General features: G+C 68.8%; 20 protein-coding genes. 9 read left to right on the top strand and 11 right to left on the bottom strand.

The window, feature by feature from the left end; genetic code table 11:
• Positions 1-34 precede the first annotated feature (34 nt).
• Positions 35-823: a hypothetical protein gene (locus tag ACIHA7_RS30530; RefSeq protein WP_397294350.1), complete on the bottom strand. Its 789-nt coding sequence runs from the start codon at positions 821-823 to the stop codon at positions 35-37.
• A gap of 411 nt (positions 824-1,234) precedes the next feature.
• On the opposite strand from ACIHA7_RS30530, the gene ACIHA7_RS30525 reads away from it, so the two are divergent.
• Positions 1,235-2,359 carry a serine/threonine-protein kinase gene (locus ACIHA7_RS30525; protein WP_135234896.1) on the top strand — a complete coding sequence of 375 codons (1,125 nt, stop codon included), beginning with the start codon at positions 1,235-1,237 and terminating at the stop codon, positions 2,357-2,359.
• Between the two features lie 13 nt (positions 2,360-2,372).
• Here the strand turns inward: ACIHA7_RS30525 and ACIHA7_RS30520 are convergent, their stop codons facing one another.
• Positions 2,373-3,008, bottom strand: coding sequence for a response regulator (locus tag ACIHA7_RS30520; protein WP_397294565.1), 636 nt, complete (start codon positions 3,006-3,008; stop codon positions 2,373-2,375).
• A gap of 127 nt (positions 3,009-3,135) precedes the next feature.
• Positions 3,136-4,509 (bottom strand): PspC domain-containing protein, encoded by a 1,374-nt coding sequence (locus ACIHA7_RS30515; protein WP_397294349.1) that lies wholly within the window; start codon positions 4,507-4,509, stop codon positions 3,136-3,138.
• Positions 4,510-4,666: 157 nt separating this feature from the next.
• On the opposite strand from ACIHA7_RS30515, the gene ACIHA7_RS30510 reads away from it, so the two are divergent.
• Positions 4,667-6,286: a PspC domain-containing protein gene (locus tag ACIHA7_RS30510; protein ID WP_397294348.1), complete on the top strand. Its 1,620-nt coding sequence runs from the start codon at positions 4,667-4,669 to the stop codon at positions 6,284-6,286.
• Positions 6,279-6,494, top strand: coding sequence for a hypothetical protein (locus ACIHA7_RS30505; protein WP_397294347.1), 216 nt, complete (start codon positions 6,279-6,281; stop codon positions 6,492-6,494). The genes ACIHA7_RS30510 and ACIHA7_RS30505 overlap by 8 nt, the downstream gene beginning before the upstream one ends.
• 62 nt (positions 6,495-6,556) lie before the next feature.
• On the opposite strand, the gene guaA is transcribed toward ACIHA7_RS30505, so the two are convergent.
• Complete coding sequence (gene guaA / locus ACIHA7_RS30500; RefSeq protein WP_397294346.1) at positions 6,557-8,158, bottom strand: glutamine-hydrolyzing GMP synthase; 1,602 nt, start codon at positions 8,156-8,158, stop codon at positions 6,557-6,559.
• Positions 8,159-8,293: 135 nt separating this feature from the next.
• Here guaA and ACIHA7_RS30495 point away from each other — a divergent pair, with 135 nt between their 5' ends.
• Complete coding sequence (locus tag ACIHA7_RS30495; protein WP_397294345.1) at positions 8,294-9,094, top strand: alpha/beta fold hydrolase; 801 nt, start codon at positions 8,294-8,296, stop codon at positions 9,092-9,094.
• A 3-nt stretch (positions 9,095-9,097) separates the two neighbouring features.
• Here the strand turns inward: ACIHA7_RS30495 and ACIHA7_RS30490 are convergent, their stop codons facing one another.
• Positions 9,098-10,252, bottom strand: coding sequence for a GuaB3 family IMP dehydrogenase-related protein (locus tag ACIHA7_RS30490; protein ID WP_397294344.1), 1,155 nt, complete (start codon positions 10,250-10,252; stop codon positions 9,098-9,100).
• Between the two features lie 351 nt (positions 10,253-10,603).
• The gene (gene guaB / locus ACIHA7_RS30485; protein WP_397294343.1) at positions 10,604-12,148 is read right to left on the bottom strand and encodes an IMP dehydrogenase; all 1,545 of its coding nucleotides are present in this window, start codon (positions 12,146-12,148) and stop codon (positions 10,604-10,606) included.
• 225 nt (positions 12,149-12,373) lie between these two features.
• Here guaB and ACIHA7_RS30480 point away from each other — a divergent pair, with 225 nt between their 5' ends.
• Positions 12,374-12,787 carry a DUF5319 domain-containing protein gene (locus tag ACIHA7_RS30480; protein ID WP_022567296.1) on the top strand — a complete coding sequence of 138 codons (414 nt, stop codon included), beginning with the start codon at positions 12,374-12,376 and terminating at the stop codon, positions 12,785-12,787.
• A 183-nt stretch (positions 12,788-12,970) separates the two neighbouring features.
• Here ACIHA7_RS30480 and ACIHA7_RS30475 read toward each other — a convergent pair whose 3' ends face one another.
• The 3 genes from ACIHA7_RS30475 to ACIHA7_RS30465 form a co-directional block, all read right to left on the bottom strand.
• Complete coding sequence (locus tag ACIHA7_RS30475; RefSeq protein WP_397294342.1) at positions 12,971-14,047, bottom strand: anti-sigma-D factor RsdA; 1,077 nt, start codon at positions 14,045-14,047, stop codon at positions 12,971-12,973.
• Positions 14,040-14,618, bottom strand: coding sequence for a sigma-70 family RNA polymerase sigma factor (locus tag ACIHA7_RS30470; RefSeq protein ID WP_107654257.1), 579 nt, complete (start codon positions 14,616-14,618; stop codon positions 14,040-14,042). Before ACIHA7_RS30470 ends, ACIHA7_RS30475 begins: the two co-directional genes overlap by 8 nt.
• Before the next feature lie 178 nt (positions 14,619-14,796).
• Positions 14,797-15,666 carry a hypothetical protein gene (locus tag ACIHA7_RS30465; protein WP_397294341.1) on the bottom strand — a complete coding sequence of 290 codons (870 nt, stop codon included), beginning with the start codon at positions 15,664-15,666 and terminating at the stop codon, positions 14,797-14,799.
• A gap of 627 nt (positions 15,667-16,293) precedes the next feature.
• Here ACIHA7_RS30465 and ACIHA7_RS30460 point away from each other — a divergent pair.
• The 3 genes from ACIHA7_RS30460 to ACIHA7_RS30450 all read left to right on the top strand — a co-directional run bounded on the left by ACIHA7_RS30460 (position 16,294) and on the right by ACIHA7_RS30450 (position 17,803).
• On the top strand, positions 16,294-16,587 hold the full coding sequence (locus ACIHA7_RS30460; RefSeq protein ID WP_014981828.1) for a WhiB family transcriptional regulator: 294 nt from the start codon (positions 16,294-16,296) through the stop codon (positions 16,585-16,587).
• A 363-nt stretch (positions 16,588-16,950) separates the two neighbouring features.
• A complete protein-coding gene (locus ACIHA7_RS30455; protein ID WP_397294340.1) occupies positions 16,951-17,526 on the top strand; it encodes a sigma-70 family RNA polymerase sigma factor in 576 nt (191 codons plus the stop codon).
• A gap of 1 nt (position 17,527) precedes the next feature.
• Positions 17,528-17,803, top strand: a complete 276-nt coding sequence (locus ACIHA7_RS30450) for a hypothetical protein (protein WP_397294339.1) — start codon at positions 17,528-17,530, stop codon at positions 17,801-17,803.
• A 156-nt stretch (positions 17,804-17,959) separates the two neighbouring features.
• Here the strand turns inward: ACIHA7_RS30450 and groL are convergent, their stop codons facing one another.
• Complete coding sequence (gene groL, locus ACIHA7_RS30445; RefSeq protein ID WP_397294338.1) at positions 17,960-19,570, bottom strand: chaperonin GroEL; 1,611 nt, start codon at positions 19,568-19,570, stop codon at positions 17,960-17,962.
• Between the two features lie 161 nt (positions 19,571-19,731).
• Complete coding sequence (gene groES / locus ACIHA7_RS30440; RefSeq protein WP_014981824.1) at positions 19,732-20,031, bottom strand: co-chaperone GroES; 300 nt, start codon at positions 20,029-20,031, stop codon at positions 19,732-19,734.
• A 789-nt stretch (positions 20,032-20,820) separates the two neighbouring features.
• On the opposite strand from groES, the gene ACIHA7_RS30435 reads away from it, so the two are divergent.
• Complete coding sequence (locus ACIHA7_RS30435) at positions 20,821-22,371, top strand: Hsp70 family protein (RefSeq protein WP_397294337.1); 1,551 nt, start codon at positions 20,821-20,823, stop codon at positions 22,369-22,371.
• Positions 22,372-22,402: the final 31 nt, after the last annotated feature.

Raw genomic sequence — 22,402 nt, 5'->3', positions numbered from 1 at the left:
AGCGGTGGAACCCACCGCACGGACACCCCGGCCCTCACGACGCCGCTTCCCTGGCGTCGACCGGTGCGGCGGTGCGCGTAGGTGTTTCGTGCGCCGCCCATTCGACCCGGCCGGAGTTCGAACGGAGATCGAGGCGCCCGCGCCGTGGCGGGCCCGCCTTGCCGCGCACCTCGACCTCGAGACCGAGGGAGTGCAGGCGGCCGCGACCGTGCCCGAGACCCGAGTAACCGGCGATCCGCGCGTCCAAATGCAGGGCGGCGCCGGGCCAGCGGCCGTCGGTGACCACCAGGGTGGCGCCCTTGCTGCGGGCGCGGGCGGCGATCACCCTGGTACGCGCCGGGGCGACGGCGGCGCCGCCGAGGCCGAGCACCACCAGGTCGAGCCCGTCGAGCAGGACGGCGGCCACCTCCACCGGGTCCGGGCCGGGATCGGGGATCACGGCCAGCCGCTCCAGCTGAGCGCCCATCTCCACCGCGGCGAGCAGGCCGAGCCTGGGCACCCCGACCACCGCGGCATGCCCACCGTCCTCGGTCACCGCGGCGAGCAAACCGGCCAGCAGCGACCGCGCGCCCGTGTAGGACACGACCGACCCCTTGGTCAGGCCACCGCCGGGCAACAGCGCAGCGAGCGCGGGCGGCACCGCCAGCGACTCCCGGCGCAGTTCGGCGTCCAGCGGGATACGCTCGGCCGCCGCTTCGCCGCGACCGGGTATCGCCGCCATTCTTCTGCGCAGCTCAGCCACCGTGGGCGGGCTCTCCCGAGCCATCCCGAGCGGCACCGCCCGCGGTTGTGCCCCCTCCTGCGGTTTCGCATCCGAACCCATCTCTACCACCTACTTCCCACGATGGACCCGAGGCGACGCCACGGAACGAACCCCCAGGTACAAGAGGTCAGCACCGATTCAGCTATCGATCCGTATCGAATATACGTTCGATACCTGCTCAATAGAAACCGACCCCCGGGTTCCGTCAAGAGCCCACCCCCGCCCCCACGATTTCGAAACGATGCCGTTGTAAACCGCCGTTCGGTCTGTACTCAGTCGTTATCGCGGCAGCAAGTCAGCAGACCCGTCTCGAGCGGGCGTCACAGTGACGACGGCCGCCGACCACGACTCACGACACGGCAGACAGATCGACTACCCAGTGCGACACCGGCGTTCGGGTCGGCGAAACCCGGGGCGCGGTTCGTGTCAGCAAACTCCGTAGGGCACCTTGTTTTCCGCTACCCTCGCACCGTGACCGAACGCGCTCGCCCCATTGTCGGCCCCGACTATCTGGTTGCCGGCCGCTACCGGCTGCAGTCGAAGCTGGGCGGCGGTGGCATGGGCGCGGTGTGGCTCGCGCACGACCGGCTGCTCGACCGGGACGTCGCCATCAAACAGGTCCTCTCGACGGCCGGGCTGCCCGAAGCAGAGGCCAACGAGATCCGCAGCCAGATCATGCACGAGGGCCGGGTCGCGGCCAAGCTCTCCCACGAGCACGCGATCGCCGTGTACGACGTGGTGCTGGAGGCGGGCGAGCCCTGGCTGGTGATGGAGCACTTACCCTCGCGCAACGTGGCCAAGGCGCTCGCGCTGGTGGACACGCTGCCCCCCATCGAGGTCGCGCAGATCGGCGCGCAGGTCGCCGACGCACTGGCCGCCGCGCACGCGGCGGGCATCACGCACCGCGACATCAAACCCGGCAATATCCTTGTCGCCGACCGTGGTCCGATCGTCGGCATGGCCAAGCTCAGCGACTTCGGCATCTCGCGCGGCGCGGGCGAGCACTCCGACGATCCCGACGGCGTGATCGTCGGCACCCCCGCCTACCTGCCGCCGGAGGTGGCGCGCGGCGCGCAGCCGACCACGGCCAGCGACGTGTTCTCCCTCGGCGCCACGCTGTACACCGCGATCGAGGGGCAGCCGCCGTTCGGTCTCGACGAGGACAGCGATGTGCTGGTGCACCGCGCGGCCATGGCACAGATCATCCCGCCGACGCGCAGCGGGATGCTCACCGACGCGCTGCTGCACATGCTCGAGCCCGCGCCGCAGCGGCGGCCGACGATGGCCGAGGCCAGGGACGAAATCCTCACCGCGGCTTTCGGTCCCGGTACCGGGCCCTACATCATCGGCGCGCCGGTGCGCACCGAGGACGGCACCATTCCGGCCTGGGCGGCGCGGAATTCGGCCTCCGGCCTGCGCAGTCCGCACTCGACCCCGCTGCCGCGCCCGCACCGCGCCCCGGTGGGCGCCGCCGCCGCGGCCCCCGCACCGCAGCGGACCAAGGCACCGCAGGCCAGCAACGCGCCGCTGGCCATCGCCATCGGACTGCTGATCGGCCTGGTCATCATCATCGCCGTCATCATCGCGGTGATGTAACCGGCGTCGCGGATCAGTCGATGCGCCGGTGATGGGCCCAGCGGGTCAATGCATTCCGGTTCGACTGCTGAGTTTTGCGCAGCACATTGGACGCGTGGGTTTCCACGGTCTTCACCGAGATGAACAGGTTTTCGGCGATCTCGCGGTAGGTGTAGCCGCGCGCGAGCAGCCGAAGCACCTCCAGTTCCCGCGGGGTCAGCGAGTCGAGTTCCGGGTCGAGCGGTGGCTCGGGCACCGGTGATTTACCGGTGAACGAGTCGAGCACGAACCCCGCCAGCCGCGGACTGAACACCGCGTCGCCGCCGGCCACCCGGCGAATACCGTCGGCCAGTTCGGCACCCGAAATCGTCTTGGTCACATACCCTCTGGCGCCCGCGCGGATCACCGCGATCACGTCCTCGGCGGCATCGGAGACGCTCAGCGCCAGGCACACGGGGCCCGCTTCGATGCCCGCGAGCACCGCGACGCCACCACCATCGGGCATGTGCACGTCGAGCAGCACGACGTCCGGGTCGGTCGCCTTGATCCCGGCGATCGCCTCGGCGACCCCACCGGCCTCACCGACCACCTCCATGTCGGTCTCGCGGCTCAACTCCGCCCGCACCCCCGACCGGAACACTGCGTGATCATCAACAAGAAAGACCCGCACGGCCACCCTGCTTCTCCTCAACTGTCGGTGGATCGACCCACCCTGGCGCGCAGGCGCCCATGGGCCGCCCACACCCCATCGGTACCACATGAGGCCACGAGTCGACCGAACTCACTTCGAACAACGGTCACTGCCCGGGATGAACCGGCACCTGCTCGGGGTCGACGGGTACCTCGGCCGCTTCCGCGTCCGGCTGCTCCGGCTCACCGGAGTCGGTGCGCGGCATGATGATTCGCACCTCGGTGCCGCGGCCGGGGTTGGACAGGATCTCCACCTGGCCGCCGCGGCGTTCGACCCGGCCGCGGATGGATTTCGCCAGGCCCTGCCGGTCCTGCGGTACGGCGGCGGTGTCGAAACCGGCGCCGCGGTCGCGCACGAAGATGCTCACCTGATGCGGTTCGGTCTCGGCGAACAGGTCGATCTCCGGGACGCCCGCGTGTTTGGCGGCATTGACCAGCGCCTCCCTGCTGGCACCGAGCAGCGCGGTGAAATGTTCCTTGGGCAGGCCGGATCCGGTCTCGCCGATATCCATCGACACGTCGCCGACGGTCACCGGGGTCACCTTCACGCCGTGCTGATCCTCCACCTCGCCCGCGATGGTGCGCAGCGCGGCGGCCAGGCTCGACTGCGCAGGACCGGCATCCTCGAACAACCATTTGCGCAGTTCCCGCTCCTGGCTGCGGGCCAGCCGCACCACCTCCTGCGGGTCACCGGCCTGGCGCTGGATCAGGGCAAGCGTCTGCAGCACCGAATCGTGCAGGTGCGAGGCGATCTCCTCGCGTTCCTCATTCCGGATGCGGGCCGAGCGCTCGGCGTTCAGCGCCCGCATCATCCGCAGCCACAGCGGAACCGTCAGCAGCCCGGCGCCGACCAGCGTGACGGCCACCGCGAGCAACGCGGACCCGAGCGAGCTCAGATCGATCCTGGCCAGCACCACCACACCGAGCCCGGCCACGATCAACGTGCCGCCCGCCACGATGCGCGCCCACGTCACCACCGAGGGGCGCGCGGGCAAGCCGAGCAGCGACCTCGGGCCGTCGGCGTCGTACTCCCGCCACACCAGCGCCGCACCGATCGCGACCACGATGATGGGCGCGATCACGCTCGCCGCGGTGCCGCTGAACATCCACGACACCCCGACGGCGAGGCCGAGCCCGAGGATGGCGAGGCCGATCGCCTGCCGCCGTTCGGAACCGGGCGCCTTGGCTACATCCGAGCCGCCCGGCGTGAAGATCCACAGCAACCCGTACGCGACGATGCCCGCCCCGGCCGCGGCGAGCAGCACGAACGCCATCCGGACCTTGAACACGTCGACGCCGAGGTGATCGGCGATCCCGCCCGCCACGCCGCCGATGATCCGACCGCCCGAGCGCCGCACCATCCTGGCGTGCGGCGGCGGCCCGGGATCGAACACCGGCGCGGGCCCGAAACCGCGCGCGGCCTCGAACCCCCGCGTGGTATCGAACCCTCGGGTGTCGAACGAGGGCGCAGACGGGTACATGCATTCGATAGTGGCACGACCCGCCGACAGCTAGCCATCAGGAATCCCCCTGATCTTCTGCCGAGCCCCGGATGACGACCTGACCGGCCGGGTCCAAAAGGATCAGTAGATTCTTCAGGGTTATCCCCGATGTGCGGATGTGCTGGTCAGGCACACTATGGGAACCATGACGAAAACGAGCTTCGGGGATCAGCTCCAGCAGATCTGGCGTACGCGCCCGGTGCGGTTGCCTCGGCAGGGACCGATCGCCGGCGTGGCGGCCGGGTTCGCGCAGCGGTACAACGTCGATCCGGTACTGGTGCGGGTGGCCTTCGTGGTGTCCGCGATCTTCGGCGGCTCCGGAGTCGTGCTCTATCTGCTGGCCTGGCTGCTGTTCAGCGCCGCCGGTGACGAGTCGTCGGCGGCGGAGTCGCTGGTCGGCAAGGGGCACAGCTCGCAGTCGCAGACCAAGACGATCGTGTTGATCGTCGCGCTCGCCATCGCGGTGAGCACGATGGGCCCGGTCGGGGTCGGCCTCGGCGGGTCGGGACTGATCAGCATGGCGTTGATGCTGGCAGGCTGGTGGCTGCTGCACCTGCGCAATCCGGAACCACCGCCGGGGACCACCAGTGAGTTCAGCGGGTACATCGCGGACAGCGGGATCATGGCGACCGGTTACCCCGGTGCGGTCTTCCCGCAGGGCGCGCCACGCACCAGCGACGTCTATGCGCCGCCGACCAGCGTGTACACGCCGTACACGAAACTGCCGGATGCCTATGTCCCGGACACGTCGGGCACCGAAACCGTGCTGCCGCACCAGGATTCCGGAGCGAGCGACACCGGCCGGACGCATGATGCCGACACCGACCTGCTGCGTAAGCCAGACGCGGGCGATCAAGGCGCTGCGCCAAGCGATTCCGCGGCGTCGTCCGAAGCACCAGGTGGATACAACGCGACGTCGGACACTGTCCAGCTCGACAAGGGCGGCGACACCACCGAGGTCATCGACCCGCGAACCGCGGCGGGCCCAACGGCTTCCGGCCAGGCCGGCACCGCGTCACTCAGCAAAGCGGCACCGAGCTCGCCCGCCGCGCTGAAGCCGCCGACCCCCGCCACGCTCGGCCGCACCACCCCGCCCTCCTGGGATCCGCTCGGCGTCGCACCGCTCGCCTGGGATCTGCCCGAGCCGACCCCGGTGCGCACCCTCGTCGCGCCGCCGCCGAAGCGTCCACGCTCCCGGCTGACCCCGGTGGTCCTCGGTCTGGCCATCCTCGCCGCCGCGGGCGCGGGCGCACTGGCCGCCTCCGGTGTCGAGTGGATGACGCCAGGCCGGATCGCGGCGGCCGCCTTGGCGGTGATCGGACTCGGCCTGGTCCTCGGCGCGTTCCTGCGGCGCGGGTACGGCCTGCTGGTACTGACCGCGCCGCTGGCCGGATTCGTCCTGCTCGCCTCGGCGATCGGCCCGATCGACTTCGACCGCGGCGCGATGGGCCAGCACGACTGGAAACCGCTCGCGATGAGCGAGCTGGAGTCGCACTACACCGTCAACATGGGATCGGGCACGCTGGATCTGCGCCAGCTGAATCTGACCGAGAGCCGCACCGTCGATGTCGAGGTCCGGATGGGCGACTTCCAGGTGTGGCTGCCGAACAACATGAAGGTCGACACCCACTGCACCCAGACCATGGGTGAGGTCAAATGCGACAACGGCCTGACCGGCCCGGCCACCGAGGGCGCGCCCGTGCTCGACCTGAACATCAATGTCCGAGCCGGAAACGCGGAGGTGCACCGTGGCTGACCAGTCCAACGAATCCACCGAATCCCGCCGCGGCCCCTCCGCCTCGCTGCTGATCGTCGGCCTGCTCGCCCTCGGCGTGAGCGCCTGGGCCTTCGTCGGCCCCGCGTCGTGGCCGACGACCAGCGCGGTCCCGGTCGGCTGGATCGTGGTGCTCGCCGCCATCATCGTCGGCATCGTGCTGGTGGTATCCCCGCGCAAACGCGGCTGACCGAGGCGAACAATGAATGGCCCGTCCATCGGACGGGCCATTCTCGTTGCGCTAGTAGGGATTCACTCCCATTCGATGGTGCCCGGCGGCTTGCTGGTCACATCGAGGACCACCCGGTTGACCTCCGGCACCTCGTTGGTGATCCGGGTGGAGATCCGTTCGAGCACCTCGTAGGGCAGCCGGGTCCAGTCGGCGGTCATCGCGTCCTCGCTGGAGACCGGGCGCAGCACGATCGGGTGACCGTAGGTACGACCGTCGCCCTGCACGCCGACGCTGCGCACGTCCGCGAGCAGCACCACGGGGCACTGCCAGATCTGCCGGTCCAGCCCCGCCGCGGTGAGCTCCTCGCGGGCGATGGCGTCGGCCTGGCGCAGCGTGGCGAGCCGATCCTCGGTGACCTCACCGACGATGCGGATGGCCAGGCCTGGGCCGGGGAACGGCTGGCGGCCGACGATCTCCTCGGGCAACCCGAGCTCGCGGCCGACCGCACGCACCTCGTCCTTGAACAGCAGGCGCAGCGGCTCGACCAACTCGAACTCCAGGTCGTCCGGCAGACCGCCGACGTTGTGGTGGCTCTTGATGTTCGCGGTGCCGCTGCCGCCACCGGACTCGACGACATCCGGGTACAGCGTGCCCTGCACCAGGAACTCGACTTTCGGAGCGGAGCCTGCGGAGCGACCATCAGATTCAGATGCGGATTCGTTTACCTGCTCGATGACGACCTCGGAGACCGCGTCCTCGAAGGACCGGATGAACTCGCGCCCGATGACCTTGCGCTTCTCCTCCGGGTCGGTGACGCCCTTCAGCTCACCCAGAAACTTCTCGACCGCGTCGACGGTCACCAGCTTGGCACCGGTCGCGGCGACGAAATCCTGCTGGACCTGCTCGCGCTCCCCAGCCCGCAGCAGGCCGTGGTCGACGAACACACAGGTCAGGCGGTCACCAATGGCCCGCTGCACCAGCGCGGCGGCCACCGCGGAGTCGACACCGCCGGACAGCCCGCAGATCGCGTGCCCGTCGCCGATCTGCTCGCGGACCGCGGTGATCAGCGAGTCGGCGATATTGGCCGGGGTCCAGGTGGCGCGGATGCCGGCGATCTCGTGCAGGAAGCGGCTGAGCACCTGCTGACCGTGCGGCGAGTGCAGCACCTCGGGGTGGTACTGCACGCCGGCCAGGCGGCGCGCCCGGTTCTCGAACGCGGCGACCGGTGCGCCCGCGGTGGTGCCGGTGACCTCGAAACCCTCCGGCGCGTCGGTGACCGCGTCGCCGTGGCTCATCCAGACCGGCTGCAGGGTGGGCAGTCCGCCGTGCAGCACGCCACCGTCGACATTGATCTCGGTGCGGCCGTACTCGCGGGTGCCGGTGTGCGCGACCGTGCCGCCCAACGCCTGCGCCATCGCCTGGAAGCCGTAGCAGATGCCGAAGACCGGCACGTCGAGATCGAACAGCCGCGCGTCCAATTGCGGTGCGCCCTCGGCATACACGCTGGACGGGCCGCCGGACAGGATCACGGCGAGCGGCTGCTTCTCGGCGATCTCCTCGACGGTGGCGGTGTGCGGAATCACCTCGGAGAACACACTCGATTCGCGGACCCGCCGGGCGATCAGCTGTGCGTATTGCGCGCCGAAGTCGACGACGAGGACCGGTCTCTGTGTATCTGCCACGGCCACAGTTTAGTGAGCACACTTTGTGCCCGAGCCATCGGCACAGCACCTGCGCGGAGCCCAGCTCCAGCAAGCAAAAAGGCGAGCCAGCAAATCGCCCCACCCGCCCCCGCACCGCTGGCTATCCTCGTGCTCGTGCCATTCGCCCGCGCGATCGACGCCGACATCCACTACGAGGACAGCGGCGGGAGCGGCCCGGTGGTGCTGCTAGCACACGAATTCTTCATGGACCGGACGATGTTCGCGGCTCAGATGGCCGCGCTGGCACCGGAATTCCGGATCGTCTCGTGGGACGCGCGCGGTCACGGCCGCACCAGGGACGAGGGCCTGCCGTTCACCTACTGGACTGCGGCCCGCGACGCGCTGACCGTGCTCGACCACCTCGGCGCCGAACGTGCCGTGGTCGGCGGCACCGCACAGGGCGGCTTCACCGCGCTGCGCACCGCGCTCATCGCGCCGGAGCGGGTGTCCGCGCTGATCCTGATCAGCACCGAGGCCAACGGCCCGACCCCCGAACAGTCCGACGCCACCCAGCAGTTCCTGGCGCAGTGGTACGACGACGGCTCCCGCCAGCAGGCGGCAAATCAGTTGGCGTCCTGGCTGATCGGCGACGACAAGTGGTATCGGACCATCTGGACCACCCGCTGGATGCTGCGCGACTGCCGCGGCATCGAGGTCGCGGCGGGCTGTCTGCTCAGCCGGGACTCGGTGCTGGAGCGGTTGTCCGAGATCACCTGCCCCGCGCTGGTGATTCACGCCACCGACAGCGGCATCCCGCCCGACCGGGCCAAGCAGCTGACCGAGGGGCTCACCGGCGCGAGCTACGTCGAGATTCCGGGAGCCAGGCTCGCGGTCACCATGACGCACCCGGAGCCGGTGAACGTCGCCATGCGGCAGTTCCTGCGCGAACGGATCACGCCCTCGCACGCACGGTAGGGCTCACGCGCGCACGCTGAGCCCGACCTTCTGGAACTCCTTGAGATCGGAGTAACCCGCCTTCGCCATCGAACGACGGAGCCCGCCAACCAGATTCAGCGAGCCGAACGGATCGTCCGAGGGGCCGAACAGCACCTGCTCCAGGCTGGGGCGCACCGCGTCACCGGTGCCCTCCTCCAGCTCCCACTCGACGCCGAGCAGCGAACCGCGCGGCACCGAGGGGTGCGCTGCGGCCGACGGCCAGTACCAGCCGCGCCCCGGCGCCTCGGCGGCCAGCGCCAGCGGCACCCCGAGCATCGCGGCATCCGCACCGCAGGCGATCGCCTTGGCGAGCTGCCCGGAAGTTTCGACGTCACCGTCGGCGATGACATGCACGTAGCGCCCGCCGGTCTCGTCGAGGTAGTCGCGGCGCGCGGCGGCGGCATCGGCGATGGCGGTGGCCATCGGCACGCCGATGCCGAGCACCTCGCGGGTGGTTGTCGCGCCGGGGAACGAGCCGTAGCCGACGATGACACCCGCCGCGCCGGTACGCATCAGGTGCAGCGCGGTCCGGTGATCGCTGACTCCGCCCGCGACCACCGGCACATCCAGCTCGGCGATGAAGGTCTTGAGGTTCAACGGCTCTCCGTCGCCGACATGCTCGGCGGAGATGATCGTGCCGTGCACCACGAGCAGGTCGACGCCGGCCTGCACCAGCGCCGGCGTCAGCGCGCGGGCGTTCTGCGGGCTCACCCGGACCGCCACCGTCACACCGGCCGCCTTCACCTGAGCGACAGCGGCGGCGAGCAACTCCGGCTGCATCGGCGCGGCGTGCAACTCCTGCAGCAGCGAGACGGCGCGCTCGTAGCCGCCCTTACCGACGAGCTCGAGCAGCTGATCGATCTTCGCGGCGACATCGGCGTGCCTGGCCCACAGCCCCTCACCGTTGATGACGCCGAGCCCGCCGAGCCTGCCGAGCTCGATGGCGAACTCCGGCGACACCAGCGCGTCGGTGGGGTGGGTCAGAAACGGGATCTCGAAACGGTAGGCGTCGAGCTGCCAGGACAGCGACACCTGCTTCGACGAGCGGGTCCGGCGCGACGGAACGATGTCGATATCGTCCAGCTCGTAGGTACGCCGGGCGGTCCGGCCCATGCCGATCTCGACCATGTCGCGCACGTCTGTCTCCTATCTATCGGCCGCGCGGGCGCGGCGTGTTCGTGGCCCCCGGTGCCGCGTGTCCGAGGCTCGCGCCTGCGGCGCATGCGCTTCGGCCGCTCGGACGCGCGACGGGCCACGAACGGCGCTCGTAAGCGCCCTGTGGTGGCCGTGCTCGTGACGGGAGGCTGCGGCTCAGGCTAGCCGTCGGCGGTCAGCAGCTCGTCGCGTGCGCGGTCGGCGCCGGGTGTCGGCGGGCTGGTCCGGGCATGGGCCAACTGCTTCGTGTGCAATCGGCCTGCCCCGAACCCCTATCGGTCTGGCCTGGTTCCTGCACGGACCTTACGGTCTCGTGCAGGACCATCATGCGGGCTAGCCGCGACCAGTGTAGTTAGGGGCCTCGACGGTCATCGTGATGTCGTGCGGGTGGCTCTCCTTGAGGCCGGCCGCGGTGATCTGCACGAACTGGGCTTCCTGCAGGTGCGCGATGGACTGGGAGCCGGTGTAGCCCATGGCCGCGCGCAGGCCGCCGACGAGCTGGTGGATGACCTGGTTGACCGGGCCGCGGAACGGCACCCGGCCTTCGATGCCCTCGGGCACCAGCTTGTCCTCGGCCAGCACGTCGTCCTGGAAGTAGCGGTCCTTGGAGAAGGACTTGGCCTGGCCGCGGCCCTGCATCGCGCCGAGCGAACCCATGCCGCGGTAGCTCTTGAACTGCTTGCCACCCACCAGGATCAGCTCACCGGGCGATTCGGCGGTGCCCGCGAGCAGCGAGCCGAGCATCACGGTGGACGCGCCTGCGGCGATGGCCTTGGCGATGTCGCCGGAGAACTGGATGCCGCCGTCGGCGATGACCGGAACACCGGCGGGCTTGCAGGCGGCGACGGCCTCGAGGATCGCGGTGATCTGCGGCGCGCCGACACCGGCGACCACGCGGGTGGTGCAGATGGAGCCGGGACCGACACCCACCTTCACCGCGTCCGCGCCCGCCTCGACCAGCGCGGCCGCACCGGCCCTGGTCGCCACGTTGCCGCCGACGATCTGGATCCGGTCGCCGACCTCGGCCTTGACCTTGGTGACCATCTGCAGCACCTGCGCCTGGTGGCCGTGCGCGGTGTCGACGACGAGCACGTCGACGCCCGCGTCGGACAGCGTCATGGCGCGCGACCAGGCGTCGTCGCCGACACCGACCGCGGCGCCGACCAGCAGGCGGCCGTCCCGGTCCTTGGTGGCGTTCGGGTACTGATCGGTCTTGACGAAGTCCTTGACGGTGATGAGCCCGCGCAGCTTGCCGTTGCCATCGACGATCGGCAGCTTCTCGATCTTGTGCCTGCGCAGCAGTCCGAGCGCGGCCTCGGCGGTCACGCCCTCCTGCGCGGTGATCAGCGGCGCCTTGGTCATCACCTCTTCGACCCTGCGGTTCTGGTCGACCTCGAAGCGCATGTCGCGGTTGGTGATGATGCCCACAAGGCTGCCGACCTCGTCCACCACCGGCAGACCGGAGATGCGGAAGCGGGCGCACATGGCGTCGACCTCGGCGAGGGTGTCGTTCGGGCGGCAGGTCACCGGGTCGGTCACCATGCCTGCCTCGGACCGCTTCACGGTCTCCACCTGGGCGGCCTGATCGGCGGCGGCCAGGTTCCGGTGCAGCACCCCCATGCCGCCCGCCCTGGCCATCGAAATGGCCATCCGCGCCTCGGTCACCGTGTCCATGGCCGAACTGACCAGCGGGGTCCGCAGCCGGATGTCCCTGGTCAGCTGGCTGGAGGTCTCCACAGAGCTGGGGATGAGATCCGAGGCGGCGGGCAGCAACAGCACATCGTCGAATGTGAGGCCGAGCATGGCGATCTTGTTCGGATCGTCACCACCCGTAGATGGGCGGACAGCGGTGCGTTCGCCCGATACGGGATTACTCATTCGGATCGACCCCTCCTGGACGTCGACAGCGACCGACACCGGGGTCACCGGCGCCGCGCGCAGTTGATGGGATGGACTGGTGGCTCCGGGAATCGTGTCGGGTGCTCGCCGGGGCCTGACACCATGGTATCTGTCCCGCAAACTCATCGACGAAGTGAGCCCACCGGCGAAACTTGCGGCCTACATAGCTGGCGCAGACCACCCTGTTCTGCGTACCGTGGGGATGTGCGTGACCATCTACCACCTGGCTTGCCGCCGGATCCGTTCGCCGGAGACCCCTCCGACCCGTCCGCCGCGCTCGACGCCATCGAGCCCGGTGAGCCGCTGGATCCCCACGAGCGCCTTGCGGTCGAGGAAGATCTCGCCGACCTCGCTGTCTACGAGGCGCTACTAGCGCACCGCGGTATCCGCGGACTCGTGGTCAGCTGCGAAGATTGTCGGCAGGATCACTACCACGACTGGGACATGTTGCGCGCCAACCTACTTCAACTGTTGGTCGACGGCACCGTGCGCCCGCACGAGCCCGCCTACGATCCGACGCCGGAAGCGTATGTCACCTGGGACTACTGCCGGGGATACGCGGATGCCTCGATGAACGAGGCCTTCCACGGCGACGGATTCGACGGATTCGACAACTGAGGTTCGAGCCACCGAACCGATGACGCGTCCCCTTCGGGGCTCGCGCACCGCGGCATACAACGCTGTGATTTTCACCGCACCGTCACGGGGGCGTGACACCCGGACAAACAGAAAACCGACTGCCCGTTGGCAATCGGTTCGCGTCCTGTTGGAAAGTTTCTCGATGGTTGCCGGCGCCGTCGGCTAACTGGTGGTCCCCGCGCCGCCGGACCCGGTGGGTACGACGAACGTGGTGGCCGGATTGCCTTGTGTCGGCACCCGAGTCGGCGCGCCGCCGTTGTCCGAGGTCGGCTGCACCGCCGTCGGCTCGGCCACGGTGGTCGGTGTCGACGGCGGCTGGGTGACGGACGGCTCCACCGTCGGCGGCGGCGTGGTCACCGTCGGCGGCAGAGTCGGCTTGTCGTTGGTCGGGGTGGACGGATCGGTCGGGTCGGTCGGCTGGTCGCTCGGATCGCCGGGCTTGGTCTGCTGCACCGGAGGCAACGTCGCATCGACCGGCGGTACCGGCTTCGGCTTGGTAGTGGTACTGGTCGCCGGGTCGGACGGCTTCGTCGACGTGCCCTGATCCAGCTGATCGGCCAGGTCGTTGTACCCCATGGCACGCAGTTGGCTGACGAGTCGCTTCCACTCCAGCATCAACTGGTCGTGCTTTTCGGGGCTGTCGACCTGATCGGCGTTCACCCGCGCCTGCTCCAGGCGTTCCTTGGCCTGAACCGGATTCTGCGTGATCAGCTTCGCCGCTTCGTCCAGATCGGTACCTGCCCGCTGCGCCACGGTGCTCTGGGCCGCCTGATTGAAGACGACCTCCTTGACCCGCCACAGCGGATCGCCGGGCTCGGAGTTGTAGGAGAACGCCGTCATACCGCCGAAGACCAGGGCGAGTGCCGCCGCGGCGCCGAGCAGCGGACGAACCAGCCGCAGGCGGCCACCGCTGCCCTGTGCGCCGACGCGCACCTGACGGGCGCCGATCTCCTGGTTCACCGCGGCGACGATCGCATCCAGATCCGGCGCAGCGGTCATCGGCGGTGCGATGAGTTCGGCCCGCCAATCCGCGAGCATCGCCGCGAGTTGATATTCCTCCGCGCTGTCGGTCCGTACCGGGCCATCGCTTGCGATGGCGTCGATCAACGCATCGTCGCGGCGTACCGCGGCGATATCGACCGGGCCGGTGTCTCCGGACGCGTCGGCGTAGGGACCGCTGTTTCGCGATCCAAGCCGCGCTTTCCAGTCACCCCGACCGCGCTCGCCATCCCTAGCCATACATTTCACCTGCCCTCGCCACTTGAGACTTCAGTTTCGCGAGTGCCCTGTGCTGGGCCACTCGTATCGCCCCCGCCGTACTGCCCACGGCGACTGCGGTTTCTTCGGCTGACAAACCCATGACCAATCGCAGGATCAAGATCTCTCGATGTTTTTCGGGGAGTGTCGCGAGCAGACGGTTCATCTGCCTGCTCGTCTCCGATTCGAGAGCTCGTTGTTCCGGACCATGGTCGGTGGATATGACATCTGGTACTTCGGCCATTGCCTCCGCCTTGTTACGGGCGGCATTGCGATGGGCGTCGGCGACCTTGTGCGAAGCGATTCCGTAAACGAAGGCCATGAAGGGCCTGCCCTGGTCTTGATACCTGGGCAAGGCGGTCATCACGGCCAAACAGACCTCCTGCGCAACATCATCCGCGGAGAGCTGCCCACGCTCCGCGGCTCCGATCCGCGCGCGGCAATAACGCACCACCAGCGGGCGGATCATCTCCAGTACCTGAGCTAAAGCGGATCTGTCGCCCTGCGCAGCCGCAGCGACGGCGAGGTCCAACTCTTCGCCCATGTTCGTCATCGTCAGAGAGATTCCTGGCGTTACAAGTGGCACGGTCGTGATGACCAGTGCTTCCGCCGAAGCGGCGGAACGGAACTAACAATAGCGATACAGCGCCCGGAACAAGGCAACACGGTCGCCGTTGGAACCATGGGCACCGCACAACCTGATGTAGTCGGGCTTAACGCGCTGCGGTCGGCTACCCCGCCGCGCTCGGCCGGAACCGGCCGCCACGTCGGACGATGGCCGCGGCGCAGTCCCGCGCCTCCGCGGCGGCGCCGGGCACGGCCAGCCCGGCGCGCAGCATGGCGCTCGCCCAGCGCAGCGGGAGCAGACCGTGTTCGCGGCACTGTTCGGCAACCTGCTCGGCGAGCTCACGGGACCGGTCGTGGTCGCCCGCCGCCGCGGCCGCCGCGGCGACCAGCAACCGGGATTTGACCAGATGCCGCACCGACGGCGCGCGCTCGGCGAGCTCGAGCGCCGCCGCGGCATGCGTGCCCGCCGGCTCGACAGTGCCTGCGGCAAGCGCGGTTTCGGCACTGACCCACTGTCTGCGGATGGCGGGCCGCCAGCCGAGCTCGGCCGCGGGCCGCACCGTCTCGCCGCGCGCGAGCAGCCGCCAGGCCAACGCCACCCGCCCGACGCCGAGCGCGTCGGCCGCGAGACCGGTCAGCGCGTCACTGATCGCGTCGCCGCGCTCGAACGGCGGCTCGGGTCGCACGGAGTCCACCGCGCGGTCGCCGAGCGCTCGCGCCGAGACCAGGGCCGCGGCCCGCCCGTCGCAGGCGGCGGCGCGGGCATGCCAGCCGAGCTGGCGCAGCAGCGATCCCTCGGTGCTCGCGGCCAGCGAAAGCAGTACCGGATCGGTGCTGCGGGCGCGGACGATGCGCAATTCGGCACGGGCCGCGGCGTAACGGCCTTGGCCGCCGAGAATCACCGCCCGATACCAGGATCCGAGTGCGTCGGCCGCCGTCGGCAACTCGGCAGCGGCGTAGCCGGGGCGCGCGCCGAAGGCACTCTCAGCGAGGATCTCGAATCGGGTATCTCCGAGCGGAGCAGGTACGAACACGGCGGAAACTCTAGCCGGGGTGCGCACAAGGTGGACGGGAGAAAGACCGGAGCCCGCCAACCGGCAACCACTCAGCATTTCGGAGACTTTGCGATGTTTCCATCAGGTAAATCTCGTCCCGGCAATCCCCGAGCGCCCACGATGGGAATTCACACGCGTTTCGCGCAATTAACCTCTGCGCCCCGTTTCCGCCATCTCGGATCTGCTCGCGCCACATGCCGCCGTGCGCCACTGTGACCGCCCCCACCCGGCGGCCGATGGACTCTGACCGCCCCACTGCCCCCAAAAATGGGGTCTACCAGCAGAAATACTTCCTGTCCCCGCGCAGCAGCGAGCCATCGGCCACTGGTCAACCGATCAGTATCGCCGGAACCAATGCGAAAAGTAAACAGCTCGGAGGTTAAATTTCGCAGCCTAAGATTTGGGAAACTACTGCGCCGAACTATTGACGGAATTTCGCGGCTGGACCTAACGTAGCTCATCGCCACGGTCGGCGCCGCGCGAAATTGCAGCGACCGCAACGGGCGAGCACAGGGGCACCCGCCGACACAGCGCCGTGGCCTACCACACTTTGCAGAACAACTGCTCGACAACGCTGACGAGCTCGCACCACGAGGAGTTCACACAATGCCCATGCCGACCCACCTCCCCGGGCCGAACGCCGATGTCTGGGATTGGCAGATGCGAGGGTCCTGCCGCGGGCAGGACTCGGCCGTGTTCTTCCATCCCGACGGCGAACGTGGCCGAGCCCGTACCGCGCGCGAGATGCGCGCCAAAGAGATCTGCCGGGCCTGCCCGGTACTGATGCAGTGCCGCAGTCACGCACTGAAGGTCAGCGAGCCCTACGGCATCTGGGGCGGCATGTCCGAGACCGAGCGCGAGATGCATGCCCGGCGCAATCGGCGCCGGATGGCGGTTTAGTTGAAATTCTTCCCATCCATACGGCGCGGGGCGCCGAATCCCTAGCAAACAACCGGCAGGCGATACGCGGTCACCACCGCCACGCCTGCGGCGGCGACCACCCGAAGCCGCACACCCTGTCGAGCCCTGCGTTTCGCGGTTAGCTATCGGCGTGTCACGGCGTGTCTCCTGTGAGAGCCGCCTGGCGTGTCGAAGTTTTCCGCAAAGTCGCTGGGCCACAGGTGGTTTGCCGACACCCCAGCCGGAAGGAGGTTATAGCGGCACGCTACGGTGGTGACCGATGACACAGAATGGAGCGTTGTGACAACGCGGCAGCCGGCCGCAGAGGGCGACTCGTTCCGAAGAGATGCCTTCCCACCCGGTGTGGATTCTGCGGTTACGGCCCGCGCCGCCGAGAGCATCGAACTCGCCCTCCTGCTACATCGTTGCGGCGAGTCCGACCAGGAAGCCTTTGCCGAGCTATATGACCGGACGTCCGCGCGCGTCTTCGGTCTTGTGCTGCGCGTGCTGCACGACCCCGGCTATGCCGAGGAGACGACGCAGGAGGTCTACCTGCAGATCTGGCGTACCGCAGCGAGTTTCGACGCGGACAAGGGGTCGGCCGTGACGTGGTTGATGACGCTCGCCCATCGGCGCGCGGTGGACCGGGTACGCGCCGAGCAGGCGCACACCCAACGCGAGGTCGCCTACGGAATACGGGTTCTCGGTAACGAATTCGATGAAGTAACCGAAGAGGTAGAGCGAAGGCTCGAACAACAGGCCGTGCTCGATGGACTCGCGACACTGACCGAGACCCAGCGGGAGGCCATCTCGCTCGCCTACTACGGCGGGCGGACCTACGCGGAGGTAGCGCATTACCTCGGAGTAGGGTTACCGACCGTTAAGTCCCGAATTCGGGACGGATTGACACGACTCAAAAGAAGTTTGGGGGTGACGTGAGATGAACGAACGCCAGGTCGATCTCGCGCACACCGTCGCGCTCGGATCGATCGACGACGTAGACCACCATGAGGTGCAAGAACTGCTCGACACCGAAGACCCCGCCCTACGCGCGGAGTTCCTCAGGGAGATCGGGCAGACGAGAGAAGCACTCGCCATGCTCGCCACTACGACGGCGACGCCACCGCCGGCCACCTTGCGCACCCGCTTGCTCGCCGCCATCGCCGCCGAACAGCCGGCTCCCCCGCCTCTCCGCGTATTCAGGCCATACGAGTAAGTGCCCCGGAACTCACATCAGGGCCGGCGGTCGAGTACCGCACAGGTTTTGGACGTCCCCGACGAGTTACCCATGTACTGACGAAATCAGCAGTCACGATCGCAAAACGAAGGCCCCCGGACCGAAGTCCGAGGGCCTTCTCGGTTTTTGGCCCGCTCAGTGGCTGTGGCCGTGGTGGCTGTGGTCGGGCGCCTCTTCGGCGGGCTTGTCCACAATCGCACTCTCGGTGGTGAGGATCATCCGCGCCACCGACGCCGCGTTCACGACGGCCGAGCGGGTCACCTTCACCGGGTCCACGACACCGTCGGTCAGCAGGTCGCCGTAGCTGAGGGTGGCGGCGTTGAAGCCTTCCTTGCCCTCGCCGACCTTGCTGACCACCACGGAGCCGTCCACGCCCGCGTTGGTGGCGATCCAGAACAGCGGCGCCGACAGTGCGGTCCGCACCACCTCGACGCCGACGGCCTCGTCGCCGGAGAGCGAGTCGCGCAGCTCGACCAGCTTGGCGGCCGCCTGCACCAGCGCGGAGCCGCCACCGGGCACGATGCCCTCCTCGACGGCGGCCTTGGCCGCGCTCACCGCGTCCTCGACCCGGTACTTGCGCTCCTTGAGCGCGGTCTCGGTGGCCGCGCCGACCTTGATCACCGCGACGCCACCGGACAGCTTCGCCAGGCGCTCCTCGAGCTTCTCGCGATCCCAGTCGGAGTCGGTGGCCTCGATCTCGCGGCGCAGCTGCGCGCTGCGGGCCGCAATGTCCTCTTTGGTGCCGACGCCGTCGACGATGGTGGTGTCGTCCTTGGTGACGACGATGCGCCGCGCCTGGCCGAGCACGTCCAGGCCGGCCTCGCGCAGCGTGATGCCGAGGTCCGGGTTGATCACGGTGCCCGCGGTGACCACGGCCAGGTCGTCGAGGAACGCCTTGCGGCGGTCACCGAAGAACGGCGCCTTCACGGCGACGGCCTTGATCGTCTTGCGGATGGAGTTGACCACCAGCGTGGACAGGGCCTCGCCCTCGACGTCCTCGGCGATGATCAGCACCGGCTTGCCGGATTCGGCGATCTTCTCCAGCAGCGGCAGGAAGTCCGGCAGCGAGCTGATCTTCTCGCGGTGCAGCAGGATGAGCGCATCCTCCAGCACGGCCTGCTGGCTGTCGGTGTCGGTGACGAAGTAGGGCGAGAGGTAGCCCTTGTCGAACTGCACGCCCTCGGTGACCACGAGCTCGGTCTGCGTGGTCGAGGACTCCTCGACGGTGACGACGCCGTCCTTGCCGACGACCGTCAGCGCCTTGCCGACCATCTCGCCGATCTCCTCGTCCCGCGAGGACACGGTGGCAACCTGGGCGATCGCCGTCTCGCCGGACACCGGGGTCGCCGCGGCGAGCAGCGCCTCGGAGACCGCGTCGGCGGCCTTGGCGATGCCGGAGCCGAGCGAAATCGGATTCGCGCCCGCGGCAACGTTCTTCAGGCCGGCCCGGACCATCGCCTGGGCCAGCACGGTCGCGGTGGTGGTGCCGTCGCCCGCGACGTCGTTGGTCTTGGTGGCGACGCTCTTCACCAGTTGCGCGCCGAGGTTCTCGAACGGATCTTCCAGGTCGATCTCGCGCGCGATGGTGACGCCGTCGTTGGTCACGGTCGGGCCGCCGAAGGCCTTCGCGAGCACCACGTGGCGGCCGCGCGGGCCGAGGGTGACCTTGACGGCGTCGGCGAGCTTGTCGACACCGCGTTCCAGAGCCCGGCGAGCCTTCTCGTCGAACTCGATCTGCTTTGCCATAAGTCCTATTCCTTGGATTTAAGGGCTGAGACGACTCTGCCCCGGTCCCCGCTCAGGGGAACCGGGGCAGTGTCATGACGACTCGATCCCGGCGGTCGGGTGAGCATGAAACGCCACCACTCGATCCCGGCTCACGCCGGAACGACCGCGCGGAGCGCGGGTCACTTGGTGACGACGGCCAGCACGTCGCGCGCCGACAGGATGAGGTATTCCTCGCCCTGGTACTTGATCTCGGTGCCGCCGTACTTGCTGTAGATGACGGTGTCACCCTCCTTGACGTCGACCGGGATGCGGTCACCCTTGTCGGTGACGCGTCCTTCGCCGACGGCGATGACGGTGCCCTCCTGCGGCTTTTCCTTCGCCGTGTCGGGGATGACCAGGCCGGAGGCCGTCGTCGTCTCGGCCTCGTTGGCCTGGACGAGGATCTTGTCCTCGAGCGGCTTGATGTTCACGCTCGCCACGTTGAGCCCTCCACTTTCAGGGGATGTCGTCCGCAACTGTTGTTCCGGACCATCGGTATCAGGTTTTGGTGCTGACCCTGTCGCATAGCCCCGTCGTCGCGGGTGCCGGGACCCCTGCTCAGAAGTCAAAACTGCTTGGCACAAGCACAGTGCGCCGGACGGAAGAACCAGCCGTACGCGTTCAGCAGTGCCGACTAGCACTCTATACATGAGAGTGCCAGCGCTCAAGGCCGGGAGGTGCCAATTTCAGATCGCGCGGCTCGCGCATCCGCTCGTGCGAGCGCTGCCGAGGAACACGCGTGGCCGCCGACACGCCCAACGCACGCCCGGAGGGGTTTTCAATAGATCCGGAAAACTGTAACGTTCGGATAACGGATTGTGACAGTATTGACGACGGTCGCTGTCCGACCGCTGTGTTCGTCACGAACCAGTGCCGTCGGAGACCAGGGGTTGTCACAGAACGTACGTCGCTACAGCGCTCGGCGTCACCGAATACCTCAGCGTGATCCGAAGTTCCGGCGTCACCGAACACCCTGCGTCACAGCAGAACCAGCGTTACCGAAGTACCCGCGCCACCAGAGCTGCATCAGAGAGCTAGCCACACGTGATCCATCGCCGGTCCCCGCGACCTATCCGGACTACGGGACCGCACCGGTTCCGCAATCCGAATCGTTCGTCGAGCACACGGCGACCGGGCGGTCCATTCGAGATGGTCAGTGACACGGAGCGCTCGCAAGGGCGAATGCTCGCGCCGCACTGGACCATCCGCTCGAAGGGAGGTGAATGAACATGCGAACATCTCTCGGCATCTCGGCCGGGTCCGAGGTCGTGTGCTCGGCGCTGGTCGCCACCGCGTCGAACGGCGCGCAGAGCTTCGACTACCGCGTCGTCTCGGCCGACGCGGCCCACTCCGACCTCGGCGATCTCGTCGCGTCCTCGATCGAGCTGATGACCACCCAGCTGCCGACCACGCAGCTGCACGACGTCGGCTACCCCGTCGGCGCGCGCTTCGCGGGCGCGCACCCGCGTACCCCGGAGCCGCCGACCAGTCGCCCGCCCACCAGCGTCGCCGTCGCGTACCGCAGCAAGGAACAGGCGCAGGCGATCCGCTCGGCCACCGGCAAGCAGCGGGAACTGCGCCTGGTCCCGGAGGGCACCGCGGCGCTGACCTACCTGCGGCACACCGGCCTGCTCGACCGCTACGACACCGTCGCCATCGTCGATCTCGGCGCGACCGGCCTCACCGTGACCGTCGCCGATCAGGCCGACGGCACCGTGCTCCGGTCCGAGCGCACCATCGCGATCAGCGGCAACGCCATCGACGACCTCATCTACCACCACCTGGTCGACCTGCACTACGCCCGGCGCGGCACCCGCCCCAACCGCGGCATGCTCACCAACCGCGGCCGCGCGGCCAAGGAACACCTGTCCATCGCGCCCGCCGTCACCATCGACCACGTGGCGGGCCGACCGCTCAAGCTGACCAGGGCCGACTTCGAGGAGCTGATCTCCGACCTGCTGCGCGAGACCGCCGTGTTCGCCGCGGCGGTGTTCGCGCGCGCACCCAAGTTCCCGCAGGCGGTCACGGTGATCGGCGGCGGGGCCAACATTCCCGCTGTCGTCGACACGCTCGACGACCAACTCGACGTGCCGGTGTTCACCGTCGAGGACCCGGACGCCGTGATCGCGAAAGGCGCCGCGCTGGTTGCCGATTCGGTGCAGCCCTCGGTGTTCCCGGTGGCCGCGCTCGCCGCCGACGCGCCGGTCGGCACGTTCACCAAGGTGGTCGGCACTCTGGCGGGCGCGATCGTGGTGGTCGGCCTGATCATCGGCTACGGCGTGAAAACCTTCGCACCCACTTCGGATGACGAGGTCTCCCCCGCGGGCACCACGAGCAGCGTGTCGCAGCTACCGCCGGCACCCGGCAACGGCGTACCGCCCACCGGGGCTGGTACCTCGACCAGCGGGCGCAATCAGGAGAGCACCAATCGCCCGCCCGGCGGCAACCTTCCGCCGATCACCCAGGATCGCGGTCAGCCGTCGAGCACCCCGACACCGGTCCCCGTCCCGCCACCGACCCAGCCCACGCTGCGCCCGGACCCCAACCTGCCGGTCATCCCGTTCCCCGAGTTGCTCGGCCCGCTGTTCGGCAATTCCATGGGACCCCAGGCGGGTTCGTCCGATGACAAGAACAAGCCCGGCACCCAGACACCCACCGCACCGAAGTCCGCGCCGACCCAAGCCCCGGCGCAGTCCCACCTGCCGGTGCTGCCGCGACAGAACTCGGGTTCGGTGCGTCCCGGTGGGGCGAGTCCGGGACCGTCCGGCGAGACCGACTGATCCACTCCCGGAAACGGCCGAGGCACCGCCG

Source organism: Nocardia sp. NPDC052316, from assembly GCF_044547795.1.
In the GTDB taxonomy this organism is placed as follows: domain Bacteria; phylum Actinomycetota; class Actinomycetes; order Mycobacteriales; family Mycobacteriaceae; genus Nocardia.
This window is presented reverse-complemented; position numbering and strand designations above follow the sequence as displayed.

What these genes read in the sequence shown, in the direction of transcription:
- ACIHA7_RS30530 (WP_397294350.1), bottom strand. Translation starts at nt 823, where the DNA reads ATGGGTTCGGATGCGAAACCGCAGGAGGGGGCACAACCGCGGGCGGTG.
- ACIHA7_RS30515 (WP_397294349.1), bottom strand. Translation starts at nt 4,509, where the DNA reads ATGTACCCGTCTGCGCCCTCGTTCGACACCCGAGGGTTCGATACCACG.
- ACIHA7_RS30510 (WP_397294348.1), top strand. Translation starts at nt 4,667, where the DNA reads ATGGGAACCATGACGAAAACGAGCTTCGGGGATCAGCTCCAGCAGATC.
- guaB (WP_397294343.1), bottom strand. Translation starts at nt 12,148, where the DNA reads ATGAGTAATCCCGTATCGGGCGAACGCACCGCTGTCCGCCCATCTACG.
- ACIHA7_RS30475 (WP_397294342.1), bottom strand. Translation starts at nt 14,047, where the DNA reads ATGGCTAGGGATGGCGAGCGCGGTCGGGGTGACTGGAAAGCGCGGCTT.
- ACIHA7_RS30470 (WP_107654257.1), bottom strand. Translation starts at nt 14,618, where the DNA reads ATGACGAACATGGGCGAAGAGTTGGACCTCGCCGTCGCTGCGGCTGCG.
- ACIHA7_RS30460 (WP_014981828.1), top strand. Translation starts at nt 16,294, where the DNA reads ATGCCCATGCCGACCCACCTCCCCGGGCCGAACGCCGATGTCTGGGAT.
- ACIHA7_RS30450 (WP_397294339.1), top strand. Translation starts at nt 17,528, where the DNA reads ATGAACGAACGCCAGGTCGATCTCGCGCACACCGTCGCGCTCGGATCG.
- groL (WP_397294338.1), bottom strand. Translation starts at nt 19,570, where the DNA reads ATGGCAAAGCAGATCGAGTTCGACGAGAAGGCTCGCCGGGCTCTGGAA.
- ACIHA7_RS30435 (WP_397294337.1), top strand. Translation starts at nt 20,821, where the DNA reads ATGCGAACATCTCTCGGCATCTCGGCCGGGTCCGAGGTCGTGTGCTCG.